The organism is Arthrobacter sp. zg-Y20 (assembly GCF_030142075.1).
Classification (GTDB): Bacteria; Actinomycetota; Actinomycetes; order Actinomycetales; family Micrococcaceae; genus Arthrobacter_B.
Window position 1 is genome coordinate 2,691,241 of the sequence record NZ_CP126241.1, and the last position, 12,790, is coordinate 2,704,030.

Consider the following 12,790-nt stretch of genomic DNA (forward strand, 5'->3'; position numbering starts at 1 on the left):
CTTTTCTGCACTTCCGCGCGTTTTCGACCAAATTGGCATACGTTCAAAACTATCGCGTCGGGCACGGTTTCCCGAACATAGCAACGCGGGGGACAAACAGAGGGGCCAACACCGGGGACGGTACCGGGCAGCACCGGATACGAAGCTGGGGACGGCCAAAATGGCCGTCCCCAGCTTTTTACGCTATTCCCACTCGATTGTTCCGGGTGGCTTGGACGTGACATCCAGCACTACGCGGTTGATTCCGTCTACCTCGTTGGTGATGCGGTTGGAAATACGTGCCAGCAGGTCGTACGGCAGGCGTGACCAGTCTGCTGTCATTGCGTCTTCGCTCGAGACCGGGCGCAGGACGATGGGGTGGCCGTAGGTCCGGCCGTCGCCCTGCACGCCCACGCTGCGCACGTCGGCGAGCAGGACCACCGGCATCTGCCACACCTCGTTGTCCAGGCCGGCAGCGGTCAGCTCGGCGCGGGCAATGGCGTCGGCACGGCGGAGCAGGTCCAGGCGTTCCTTGGTGACCTCGCCGACAATGCGGATACCCAGGCCGGGGCCGGGGAACGGCTGGCGTCCCACGATTTCGGCGGGCAGGCCGAGCTCGGCACCCACGGCGCGGACTTCGTCCTTGAACAGCGCCCGCAGGGGCTCCACGAGTTCGAACTTCATGTCCTCGGGCAGCCCGCCCACGTTGTGGTGGCTCTTGATGTTGGCTGCGCCTTCACCGCCGCCGGACTCGACGACGTCGGGGTACAGGGTGCCCTGGACCAGGAAGCGGATGGGCTCGCCCTCGGCTTCGGCCTTGGCCATGATGGCCCGCTCGGCTTCTTCGAAGGCCCGGATGAACTCGCGGCCGATGATCTTGCGCTTCGTCTCCGGATCCGACACCCCGGCAAGTGCGCTCAGGAAGCGCTCCTGCTCGTTGGCCACATACAGGTTGACGCCGGTGGCGGCCACGAAATCGCGTTCCACCTGCTCGGCTTCGCCTTCACGCAGCAGCCCGTGGTCCACGAAGACACAGGTCAGCTGGTCGCCGACGGCGCGCTGGACCAGGGCGGCGGCTACAGCGGAGTCGACGCCGCCGGAGAGTCCGCAGATAACCCGGGAAGTGCCGACCTGGGCGCGGATGCGGGCAACCTGCTCTTCCACGATGTTGCCCGTGGTCCAGCTGCGGTCCAGCTTGGCGCCCTTGAAGAGGAAGTTCTCCAGCACGGTCTGGCCGTGGGCGGAGTGCTTGACCTCGGGGTGCCACTGCACGCCGTAGAGGCCCTTTTCCTCATTCGCGAAGGCCGCCACCGGTGCTCCGGCAGTGCTGGCGAGCACGTCGAAGCCTTCCGGGGCTTCCTGGACGCTGTCGCCGTGGCTCATCCACGTGTTCTGCTCCTCGGGGGTGCCCTCAAGGATGGACCGGGCACCGCCGACGGCGCGGGCATCGGTGGAGCCGTACTCGCGCAGGCCCGTCTTGGCCACCTTGCCGCCCAGGGCGGCAGCCATGGCCTGGAAGCCGTAGCAGATGCCGAATACGGGCACGCCGGCTTCGAACAGGTCGGTGTGCACGGTCGGGGCGCCTTCGGCGTAAACGCTGGAGGGGCCGCCGGAAAGGATGATGGCAGCCGGGTTCTTCGCCAGCAGCTGCTCGGTGGTGTAGGTGTGGGGAACCACCTCGGAGTAGACGTCGGCTTCGCGCACCCGGCGGGCAATCAACTGGGCGTACTGTGCTCCGTAGTCCACAACAAGGACGGGCCGCTCTTCAATGGGGTCAGTCGCGGGATTAGTCACGTTTCAAGGATAGTCGGCCCGCCGCCGGGCATGCACACCGGCCGGCGGACGCTTTGCTGCATCCGCCGGCCGGCAGGTCCGCTTAGTACCGCTTGGCCGCTTCAGGATGGGCGTCGAGCTCGGCCAGGACCTGCTTGTGGACGCGTCCCTCGACAATAAAGGAGAGGAACGGCACAACGCCGCCGAGGGCGATGAGGATGAACTTGGAGAACGGCCAGCGCATCAGCTGCCACAGCCGGAAGTCCGAAAGCAGGTAAACCACGTACATCCAGCCGTGCAGGATCAGCACGCCGATGGACAGGTTGACCCCGCCCACAATGATTTCGGTATTGAAGCCGTACTTGGCGACCATCTCCACCACCAGGGCCAGCAGCAGCACGCCGGTGACGTAGGCAAAGACCTTGTAGAACCCCAGGGCGGAGCGGATCTGGGCGTGCGTACCCCCGAACCGGCGCTTCTTTTTCTTCGGGGTTGCTTTGGCGGTGCCTGCGGATTCGCTCACTTGGTTACCTCACTGCTGGGGTGGTCGGCTTCGGGTTCTGCATCGTCGTCGTCATACTCGTCTTCGTATTCGTCGTCCTCAAGGCTGCGCCGGTAGTCGTCGGCCACCAGCCGCCACCACAGGAACACGGAGAAACCGGCGAAAACAATCCATTCCAGGGCGTAGAAAATGTTCAGCCAGTTGACCGGGGTTTCCTCCGGCTGGGCTTGAACCTGCACGGGCTGCATGCTGCCCGTCTCCGGTGCCACGCCGTCGACCGTGAGCTCATGCGCGGTCACGAACGCCGAATACGACGGGGTGTCCCACAGGTTGATCAGCTCGGCGGTGGACAGCGATGGAACACGGCCCTCTGCGGGGGTCTTGGCCACCGGGGCCTCAGTGGGCAGCAGGCGGCCGACGACGGCGGCGTCACCGGCCGGGGCCGGCTCGGCGTCGTCGGGGTCCTGGACCCAGCCGCGGACCACGGGGATCACTTCGCCGGCCGGAGCACCGTCGACCTTGAAGGCGGTGACCACCCAGTAGCCCTCCTGTCCGTCCTGGAGCCGCTGCTCCACGAGGACGGATTTTTCCGGTTCAAAATGCCCGGTGAAGGAGACCATCTGGTCGGCTTCGGATTCGAAGATCGGTTTGCCGGGGGTGAAGGCTTCGGTCAGCGGGCGGACGTCTTCGGTGGCCCGGGGGCCGGTGGACTCCTCCGGTTCGGCGCTGGAGAACTGCCATTGGCTCAACAGCACAAAGACCGTCGAGATTGCTAGGGCAAAGAGCAGGCCGGCTATCCAGCGCGGCTGCAGGGCAGTTTTGAGCACGCGTTAACGGTACTTCGTCCGGCTGTAGAAAACCCAATGGCGTTTGGCTGGTGCCTAGTGGTCGAAGAACACCAGGGAGGAATTGATCAGTTCCGCAATAACCTCGGCATCGTTGGCCCGGCGCAGGGAATCCCTGAACGCGGGCCGGAACAGGGACCGCGCAATGGTGGCCAGCACTTCCAGGTGCTGGGAGAAGGACGCAGAAGGTGTGGCGATGAGCAAGATCACAGTTGCCGGGCCGTCGGCGGCACCGAAATCCACGCTGTGCCCGTACCGGGCTATGCCCACGGCGATGGATGTCTCGCGGACGTACTCGCTGCGGGCGTGGGGCAGCCCGATCCCGCCGGGCAGCCCGGTGGCCATCTGGTGTTCCCGGGCACGCACCTGCTCCAGGAAGCCCTCCAAGTTACTGATCCGCCCGGTGTCATAGAGCCGCGCCGCCAACTGCGCCGCGGCGTCGTACCGGTCCGCTGCCTCCATTTCCAGGATCACCAGCGCAGGTTCGGTGAGCACCGCCCCCGCTTCGTTCAGTGAAAGTTCTTCAGCCAAGGTTTCCGATTCCGCCTAGATCCTGGGGGCAATGTCTTCAGCGGCCAGGCGGGCGGCGTCGGCACTCTTGTCGTCGGGCTGTTCCTGGCTGAGCCGTTCAGCCTCCACCCGGGCCGCGTAATGCGCCACTTCGCTTTCGGTCCGGGCCACGTCCCAGCCCAGCAGCGGAGCCATCAGCTCGGCGGCCACCGGCGCAGCGGACACCCCGCGGTCCCAGGTCTCAATGGAGATGCGTGTGCGGCGGGCCAGGACGTCCTCCACATGCCGGGCGCCCTCATGCGTGGTGGCGTAGACGACCTCGGCGCGCAGGTAGTCGTCGGCGCCGGGCAGCGGTTCGGCCAGGGCCGGATCCTCGCGGATCAGGTCCAGCACGTCGTAGGCCATGGAGCCGTACCGGTTGAGCAGGTGTTCAACCCGGGCTACGTGCACCCCGTACTCGTCGGCGGTCCGGTGCCGCCGGTTCCAGGCCGCCGCGTAGCCCACCGCTCCCAGCAGCGGGATGGTCTGGGTGCAGCTTTCGGGCACCTTTTCGTCCAGCGCCCGGGCGGCCTCGTCAACGGCGTCCTTGGCCATCACGCGGTAGGTGGTCCATTTTCCGCCGGCCACCACCACCAGGCCGGGCACGGGGTGGGCCACCACGTGCTCGCGGGACAGCTTGGCCGTGGAGTCATTCTCCCCGGCCAGCAGCGGCCGGAGCCCGGCGTAGACCCCCTCCACATCCGCGCGCCCCAGCGGCGTCTTCAGCACCAGGTTCACATGCTCAAGGATGTAGTCGATGTCCGCCGAGGTAGCCGCGGGATGGGCCTTGTCCAGGTTCCAGTCAGTGTCGGTGGTGCCGATGATCCAGTGCCGTCCCCACGGGATGACGAACAGCACGGACTTCTCGGTCCGCAGGATCATGCCCACGGTGGACTGGATGCGGTCCTTGGGGACCACCAGGTGCACCCCCTTGGAGGCCCGGACCTTCAGCTGGCCGCGGTCGGTGACCAGGGCCTGGGTTTCGTCCGTCCATACACCGGTGGCGTTGACCACCTGGCTGGCGGCAATATCGAACTCGGCACCAGTCTCCTGGTCGCGGACGCGGGCGCCAACCACCCGCTCCCCCTCGCGCAGGAACTCGACCACGGCCAGGCGGTTGACCACGGCTGCCCCGTAATGCGCCGCGGTCCGGACCATGTTGGCCACGTACCGGGCGTCGTCCACCTGCCCGTCGTAGTAGCGGATGGCACCCACCATCGCGTCATCCTTCAGGCTCGGGGCCATGCGCAGGGTCTGCTTGCGGGTCAGGTGCTTCTGCATGGGCACGCCCCGGGAATTGCCAGAGGTCATGCCCATGGTGTCGTAGAGGAAGATGCCTGCACCCACGTAGGGCCGCTCGATGACCCGCTTGGTGAGCGGATACAGGAACGCCACGGGCTTCACCAGGTGCGGGGCGATCCGCTGGAGCAGCAGGCCGCGCTCCTTCAGTGCCTCCTGCACGAGGGCGAAGTCCAGCATTTCCAGGTAGCGCAGGCCGCCGTGGATGAGTTTGGAGGACCGTGACGATGTTCCCGACGCCCAGTCACGGGCCTCCACCATGCCCACCTTCAAGCCCCGCGTTACGGCGTCCAGGGCTGCTCCGGCGCCCACGACGCCGCCACCCACAATCAGGATGTCCAGTTCATTTCCGGGTTGCGCGGTGGACCGCAGCCGGTCCATCGCATCAATCCGGTACTCGGGGCTCAGGGCGTCTGCAGACATGGTCAAGGTTCCTCTCTAGGGTCCTGCCGTAGCTGCGTCCACTCTAGGCAATGAGCGGCGGTTATTACAGGTTGTACTGGTACGGCGAAACCAACACCTCAATACGCTGGAACGCCTTGAGGTCCGAATACCCGGTGGTCGCCATGGCCCGGCGCAGCGCGCCCATCAGGTTCGAGGTGCCGTTGGTGTGGTGGGAGGGGCCCCACAGGACTTCCCGAAGCGGTCCCACGGTGTCCAGCCGGACCCTGTCGCCGCGCGGCAGCTCGCTGTGGTGGGCTTCCTGGCCCCAGTGCCAGCCCTGCCCCGGCGCCTCTTCGGCGCGGGCCAGAGCGGAACCGAGCATTACCGCGTCGGCGCCCATGGCGAAGGCCTTGATGATGTCGCCGCTGGTGCCCATGCCGCCGTCGGCAATGACGTGCACGTACCGGCCGCCGGACTCATCCATGTAGTCCCGGCGCGCTTCGGCAATGTCGGAGATGGCCGTAGCCATGGGGGCGTGGATGCCCAGGGCGCGGCGGGTGGTGGTGGTGGCTCCGCCGCCGAAGCCGACCAGCACGCCGGCGGCGCCGGTGCGCATCAGGTGCAGGGCCGGGGTGTAGCCGGCAGCGCCGCCGACAATTACGGGGACATCGAGTTCGTAGATGAACTGCTTCAGGTTCAGCGGTTCCACGTTCTTGGACACGTGCTCGGCCGAAACGGTGGTGCCGCGGATGACGAAAACGTCGACGCCGGCAGCCAGGACCGTCTTGTAGAACTCCTGGGTGCGCTGCGGGGTGAGCGAACCGGCAACCGTCACGCCGGCGTCGCGCATCTCGGCCAGCCGGGAACTGATCAGCTCGGCGCGGATGGGAGCGTCGTAGATTTCCTGCAGGCGGGCGGTGGCGGCGGGATTGAAGTTGTCGCGGCTGAGCTCGGCAATTTCGTCCAGCAGCGGCTGCGGATCTTCGTACCGGGTCCACAGGCCTTCGAGGTTCAGCACACCCAGGCCGCCCAGCTTGCCCAGCGCAATGGCGGAGGCCGGGGACATGACCGAGTCCATGGGCGCGCCGATGACCGGCATCTCGAACTGGTAGGCGTCTATCTGCCAGTTGATCGAGACGTCCTGCGGATCACGGGTACGCCGCGAGGGCACAATTGCCACGTCATCCAGGGAGTAGGCTCTGCGCCCTTGCTTGCCACGGCCAATTTCAATCTCGTTACTCACACTCCCTAGGTTATCCCAGTGTGTGACGGGAGGCTTAAACACCAAGGGCAGCCGCCGCGCAGTGCGCAGGAGCTGCCCTTGGCCGGAAACCGGTTAGCGGCGTGAACCGTAGTTCGGTGCCTCGACAGTCATCATGATGTCGTGCGGGTGGGATTCCTTCAGGCCGGCCGGGGTGATCCGGACGAACTTGCCCTTGGCCTTCAGTTCGGGGATGGTGCGTGCGCCGGTGTAGAACATGGTCTGGCGCAGGCCGCCCACCAGCTGGTGGGCCACGGCCGAGAGCGGCCCGCGGTAGGGCACCTGGCCCTCGATGCCTTCCGGGATCAGCTTTTCGTCGCTGGGGACGTCGGCCTGGAAGTAGCGGTCCTTGGAGTAGGAGGTGTTCTTGCCCCGGGACTGCATGGCACCCAGGGAGCCCATGCCGCGGTAGGACTTGAACTGCTTGCCGTTGACGAACACCAGGTCACCCGGGCTTTCGGCAGAACCGGCGAGCAGGCCGCCGAGCATAACGGTGTCGGCGCCGGCCACAATGGCCTTGCCGATGTCGCCGGAGTACTGCAGGCCGCCGTCGGCGATCAGCGGCACGCCGGCGGGAATGGCCGCCTTGGACGCTTCGTAGATGGCGGTGATCTGGGGTACCCCGACGCCGGCCACCACGCGGGTGGTGCAGATGGAGCCGGGGCCCACACCCACCTTGATGGCGTCGGCACCGGCGTCAATCAGTGCCTGGGCGCCTTCGCGGGTGGCCGCCTGGCCGCCGATGATGTCCACGTGTGCCGCGGCCGGATCCTTCTTCAGGCGGGCGATCATTTCCAGCACACCGGCGCTGTGGCCGTTGGCGGTGTCCACCACGAGGATGTCGACGCCGGCCTCCACCATGGACATGGCACGCTCGTACCCGTCGCCGAAGAACCCGATGGCGGCGCCCACGCGCAGCCGTCCTTCATCGTCCTTGGTGGCCAGCGGGTACTGCTCCGCCTTGTCGAAGTCCTTGACGGTGATCAGGCCCTGCAGCTTGCCGTCGTCGTCCACCAGCGGCAGCTTCTCGATGCGGTTCTTGCCGAGCAGCTCCACGGTTTCCTCGGCGCTGATCCCCACCCGGCCGGTGATGAGCGGCATCCGCGTCATTACTTCTTCGACCTTGCGGTTGGGGTACTCGGAGACCGGAATGAACCGGGTGTCGCGGTTGGTCACAATGCCCAGCAGCGTGTTTTCCTCGTCGACAACCGGCAGGCCGGAAACGCGGAAGTGTGCGCACAGGTCATCGAGGTCGCGCAGGGTGGCGCCGGGGGAAATGGTGACCGGGTTGGTGATCATGCCCGATTCGCTGCGCTTGACGCGGTCCACGTGCTCGGCCTGGTCAGCGATGGAAAGGTTGCGGTGGATGACGCCGAGGCCGCCCTGGCGGGCCATTGCGATGGCCATGCGGGACTCGGTCACCGTGTCCATGGCGGCCGAAAGCAGCGGGGTCTGCACGGTGATGCGCTTGGACAGCCGCGAGCTGGTGTCTGCTTCGGAGGGGATAACATCCGTCGGGCCGGGCAGCAGGAGGACGTCGTCGTACGTCAGGCCGACGAAGCCGAACGGATCATGTTCTGGGTACTGCTGACTCAAAGCTGCGCCTCTTTCGGGGAATGAGAGGAAGGAAAAGGCCCGATGTAGCCTGTACCTATCCTAAAACGAAAGCGCCCGTGCCCCTATTCCACGGGTTGGTAACCTTCGGCCGGAACGGGTTCACCGTCCCAGCCGGTGGTCGCCAGTATCCGCTGGGAAAGGACCCGCGCGGTGGTCTCCAGGTAGGTCTTGCCCAGATGGTCGTGGTCCATGTACACGAGCATGTTGCCCACGATGCCCGGGCACTCCCCCTCCGTGCACAGCCGGTCGCTCATATCCACCACAGCTGTCCCCGGAATCCGCTCGGATAAGCCCTCAAGCGGGGAAACCGGGGCCAGGACCCGGCTGCGCGGCATGCTGCAGCTCGCCGGATCCAGCTCGTTGCTTTCCAGGCACTTGACCATGTCGTAGTCGAAACGGGGGTTGTCGCGCAGGGCGATAACGCCGATCCCCGCCTCGGCGAAAGGCCGCACGCCGTCGTCGTAACCCGGGACCAGGATCTCCTCCGGCGAGCTTTCGCGTGTGAGCGATGCCACCGTAAAGACGGCGTCGGGAGTTCTTTCCAGCACGTACCGTGCGGCGGCGGCATTAAAGGAATTGCATTCGGCACTGCGCTCCGGCACGTCGCCGCCGTAGCGGCAGCCGGGCTTGAGCACGGCGATCAGGTGCCACGAGTTCGTCCGGGCCACAGGACCCATCGCGGCCATCCACTGCTGGGCATGCGAGTCCCCGAGGACCACGATGGTGCGCTCGGCGCCTTCCGGCGACCCGATTTCCAGGCACTTGCCCAGCAGCGGATCGGCAGGCGCGTACTCCGGCGCGCAGGCGCCGTCGAAGTCCGCCCATTCACTGCCGATGCTGCTCACGGCCGGTTTGAGCACGGCTTCAGCCGGCACGGACTCCACGAAGGCCGGATCCAGGGCCAGGGCACCCGGGTTTTCCGCCACGCCCTGGCTCATGACCTTGATCTGAGTCCCGTGCACCTGCCGCTGCCAGCCGGCCAGGGGTGCAGCCACCACGGCCAGCAGGGCGGCAATTACGACGGCGGAACGCCATCGTCCGGCTCCGCTCCAGGACAAGGACCGCACGGGCGCTTCCACGAACCGGGTACTGAGCACGGCCAGGACCAGGGACGCTGCGATGACCAGTGCACCGTCTACCGGCCCGGCGGAATCCTGCCCGGAATACACCAGCCAGAACACCAGGACCGGCCAATGCCACAGGTACAGGCCGTAGGAGCTGTTGCCCAGCTTCACCAGGGGCGGTGCGGCAAGGAAACGGTCCACCCCCGCCCTGCTGCCGGTCTGCCCCGCCACAATGATCATGGCGGCGGCCAGCAGGGGCCAGAGGGCAATATATCCGGGGAACTGCTGCTGGACCTGGAGCAGCACGCCGCAGCTGAGCATGGCAGCCAGGCCGACCCAGCCCATAATAATCCGGAGCAGGCGCGGCAGGTTGAGGTACGGCAGTGCCAGGGCCAGCAGCGACCCCAGTGCGAACTCCCACAGGCGGGTGCGGGTGTCGAAGTAGGCGTAGGCCTGGTTCACGGCAGTTTCGCGGACGGAAAAGGCCAGGGAGAGGGTAAAGACCGTGCCGAACACTGCCAGCAGTACCGGGCGGAAGCGCCATCCGAAGGCCGCCGCGGCCCCGGCAGCCAGGGCAAAGAGCAGGGGCCAGAGGATGAACACCTGGCCTTGGACCGACAGTGACCAGAAGTGCTGGAGCGGACTGGCGCTGCTGTGGTCGCGGGCGTAGTAATCCACCGAGCCGTGGGCCAGGGTCCAGTTCTGCACATAAAACAGTGAGGACCAGGCCTGCCGGAACACGCCCGTCCAGTCGCTGGCCGGCAGCAGGACGCGGGCCGCAGCCAGCACGGCCAGCAGCACTGCCGCCGCGGAGGGCAGCAGCCGGGGAAACAGGTGCAGCCAATACCGGCCCAGCGCCAGCGGCCGGCCGGCTTCCATCTTCCGTACAAAGGACCCGGTGAGCAGGAACGCGGACAGGAGCAGGAAAATATCCACGCCGCCGGAAACCCGGTCCAGCCACACGTGGTAAACCATCACCAGCACCACGGCGAGGGCGCGCAGGCCCTGCACTTCGGGCCGGTAGCGCCGCTCCTGCTGGTGTGTGTCCGGCACCCGCTGCCCTTCTGTTCTGGAACATATAACCGGAAGAGTTTACCCGCTGCGTAAGCCCGGCACCGCCGCCCGGACAGCGCAAGGCCCCGCCGCGGAAGGGTTCCGGGGCGGGGCCAGGTGCCTGGTGAGGGCGGCTGTTCAGCTAGTGCTGGTGGCCGTGGTCCTCGTCTTCCTCGGCAGGCTTCTCCACCACGAGGGCTTCGGTGGTGAGCACCAGCGAAGCGATCGAAGCGGCGTTGCGCAGGGCCGAGCGGGTGACCTTGACGGGGTCGATGATGCCGGCGGCAATCAGGTCCTCGTACTCGCCGGTGGCGGCGTTGAAGCCGTTGTTGACCTTCAGCTCACCGACCTTGGCGACTACAACCATGCCTTCGGCGCCGGCGTTTTCAGCGATCCAGCGCAGCGGCTGGGCCAGTGCGCGGCGCACCAGCGAAACCGCGGTGGCGGCGTCGCCTTCGAGCTTCAGGACCTCCGGGTCGGTGTCCAGGACCTGCGAGGCGTGGACCAGCGCGGAACCGCCGCCGGCCACAATGCCTTCTTCCAGGGCTGCACGGGTGGAGGAAACAGCATCTTCGATGCGGTGCTTCTTTTCCTTCAGCTCCACCTCGGTGGCTGCGCCGACGCGGATGACGCCGATGCCGCCGGAGAGCTTGGCCAGGCGTTCCTGCAGCTTCTCGCGGTCCCAGTCAGAATCCGTGCGCTCAATCTCCGCACGGATCTGTGCAACGCGGTCGGCAACGTCGACTTCGGAACCGGCGCCGTCAACAATGGTGGTGTTGTCCTTGGTGACGGTGATCCGGCGGGCCGAACCCAGGACCTCCAGGCCAACCTGGTCCAGCTTCAGGCCCAGATCGGGGCTGACCACCTGTGCGCCGGTGAGGGTCGCGATGTCCTGCATCATGGCCTTGCGGCGGTCGCCGAAGCCCGGAGCCTTGACGGCAACCACGTTCAGGGTGCCGCGGATCTTGTTGACCACCAGGGTGGACAGGGCTTCGCCGTCGACGTCTTCGGCAATGATGAACAGCGGCTTGGAGGTCTGCAGCGCCTTTTCCAGCAGCGGCAGGAACTCGGCAACCGAGGAGATCTTGCCGGAGTTGATCAGGATCAGCGCGTCTTCGAGGACGGCTTCCTGGCGCTCCGGGTCGGTGACGAAGTACGGCGAGAGGTAGCCCTTGTCGAACTGCATGCCTTCGGTGATGGCCAGTTCGGTCTGCGTTGAGGAGGACTCCTCGATGGTGATCACGCCGTCCTTGCCGACGGTGTCGAAGGCCTGCGCCAGCAGTTCGCCGATCTCGGTGCTCTGCGCGGAGATGGCGGCCACGTGGGCCACCTGGTTGCCTTCAACTTCCTTGGCATTCTCCAGAAGGCGCTTGGCAACGGCGTCCACGGACACCTCGATGCCGCGCTTGAGCTGCCCGGGAGCAGCACCGGCGGCAACGTTGCGCAGGCCTTCCTTGACCAGGGCCTGCGCCAGGACGGTGGCCGTGGTGGTGCCGTCGCCGGCAACATCGTTGGTCTTGGTGGCTACTTCCTTGGCCAGCTGTGCGCCAAGGTTCTCGTACGGGTCATCGAGCTCGACTTCGCGGGCAATCGTGACGCCGTCGTTGGTGATGGTGGGAGCGCCCCAGGACTTAGCCAGGACGACGTTGCGGCCGCGCGGGCCGAGGGTCACCTTGACTGCGTTGGCGAGCTTATCAACGCCGGCTTCCAGCGAGCGACGGGCGGAGTCATTGAACTCCAACTGCTTTGCCATGTGTGTGTCCTTTCCGACAACTACATCTGCACCTGCATCAGAAAACCCCGGCCAGGATGTGGCCGGGGTTTTCCGGGGGGAACTACTTTACGACGACGGCCAGCACGTCGCGGGCGGACAGCACCAGGTACTCCTGGCCACCGTGCTTGACTTCGGTTCCGCCGTACTTGGAGTAGATGACTACGTCGCCTTCGGCAACGTCAACCGGGATGCGGTTGCCGTTGTCGTCAACGCGGCCGGGTCCAACTGCAACTACTTCGCCCTCCTGGGGCTTTTCCTTGGCAGTGTCCGGGATAACGAGACCGGAAGCAGTGGTCTGCTCGGCCTCGAGGGGGCGGACAACAATACGATCTTCAAGGGGCTTAATAGAGACCGACACTCGGGCTCTCCTTTGCGTAGTTTCTAACAGAATGGGGCCGTTGGTTGGCGCTGGCCGTCGTCGCGGTGCCGGTTCGCGCTGTCCCTTCGGGAGTTAGCACCCTCACGTTCGGAGTGCTAAGTGAGACTTTATGCAACGGTTAGCACTCGGTCAAGGTGAGTGCCAGCGCGGGCCGATTCCCGCCGTCTCCGGCGGTCCATTGCGCGGCTAATGCCGGAAAGCTAATTTGCTTAGGCTTACCTAAGCGGATAGTTTTCATCTGCGCGCATCATTAGAAAACATTTCTGTGCCCTATTTCCGAAACAGGCACCACGACTCTTACCGGAGCCCCC

The 12,790-nt window shown here is 66.0% G+C and carries 10 protein-coding genes; all 10 read right to left on the reverse strand.

The annotated features are described in order from the left end of the window. Positions 1-183 precede the first annotated feature (183 nt). Positions 184-1,773, reverse strand: a complete 1,590-nt coding sequence (gene guaA, locus QNO06_RS12850; protein ID WP_227912878.1) for a glutamine-hydrolyzing GMP synthase — start codon at positions 1,771-1,773, stop codon at positions 184-186. An 82-nt stretch (positions 1,774-1,855) separates the two neighbouring features. Beyond that, positions 1,856-2,275, reverse strand: coding sequence for a DUF3817 domain-containing protein (locus tag QNO06_RS12855; protein ID WP_227912877.1), 420 nt, complete (start codon positions 2,273-2,275; stop codon positions 1,856-1,858). Beyond that, complete coding sequence (locus QNO06_RS12860; RefSeq protein WP_227912874.1) at positions 2,272-3,081, reverse strand: SURF1 family protein; 810 nt, start codon at positions 3,079-3,081, stop codon at positions 2,272-2,274. Before QNO06_RS12860 ends, QNO06_RS12855 begins: the two co-directional genes overlap by 4 nt. Positions 3,082-3,135: 54 nt before the next feature. Continuing rightward, positions 3,136-3,630 (reverse strand): PTS sugar transporter subunit IIA, encoded by a 495-nt coding sequence (locus tag QNO06_RS12865; protein ID WP_227912873.1) that lies wholly within the window; start codon positions 3,628-3,630, stop codon positions 3,136-3,138. Positions 3,631-3,645: 15 nt separating this feature from the next. Further along, complete coding sequence (locus tag QNO06_RS12870) at positions 3,646-5,370, reverse strand: glycerol-3-phosphate dehydrogenase/oxidase (protein WP_227912961.1); 1,725 nt, start codon at positions 5,368-5,370, stop codon at positions 3,646-3,648. A 64-nt stretch (positions 5,371-5,434) separates the two neighbouring features. Beyond that, the gene (locus tag QNO06_RS12875) at positions 5,435-6,574 is read right to left on the reverse strand and encodes a GuaB3 family IMP dehydrogenase-related protein (protein ID WP_227912872.1); all 1,140 of its coding nucleotides are present in this window, start codon (positions 6,572-6,574) and stop codon (positions 5,435-5,437) included. Between the two features lie 93 nt (positions 6,575-6,667). Further along, positions 6,668-8,188: an IMP dehydrogenase gene (guaB, locus tag QNO06_RS12880; protein WP_227912871.1), complete on the reverse strand. Its 1,521-nt coding sequence runs from the start codon at positions 8,186-8,188 to the stop codon at positions 6,668-6,670. A gap of 83 nt (positions 8,189-8,271) precedes the next feature. Beyond that, positions 8,272-10,326 (reverse strand): acyltransferase family protein, encoded by a 2,055-nt coding sequence (locus QNO06_RS12885; RefSeq protein ID WP_227912870.1) that lies wholly within the window; start codon positions 10,324-10,326, stop codon positions 8,272-8,274. 142 nt (positions 10,327-10,468) lie between these two features. Then, complete coding sequence (gene groL, locus QNO06_RS12890) at positions 10,469-12,079, reverse strand: chaperonin GroEL (protein WP_227912866.1); 1,611 nt, start codon at positions 12,077-12,079, stop codon at positions 10,469-10,471. An 82-nt stretch (positions 12,080-12,161) separates the two neighbouring features. Then, on the reverse strand, positions 12,162-12,458 hold the full coding sequence (groES, locus tag QNO06_RS12895) for a co-chaperone GroES (RefSeq protein ID WP_146361179.1): 297 nt from the start codon (positions 12,456-12,458) through the stop codon (positions 12,162-12,164). Positions 12,459-12,790 lie beyond the last annotated feature (332 nt).

Excerpts from the sequence above, each read along its gene's own strand:
- QNO06_RS12870 (WP_227912961.1), bottom strand. The coding sequence starts at position 5,370 with ATGTCTGCAGACGCCCTGAGCCCCGAGTACCGGATTGATGCGATGGAC.
- groL (WP_227912866.1), bottom strand. The coding sequence starts at position 12,079 with ATGGCAAAGCAGTTGGAGTTCAATGACTCCGCCCGTCGCTCGCTGGAA.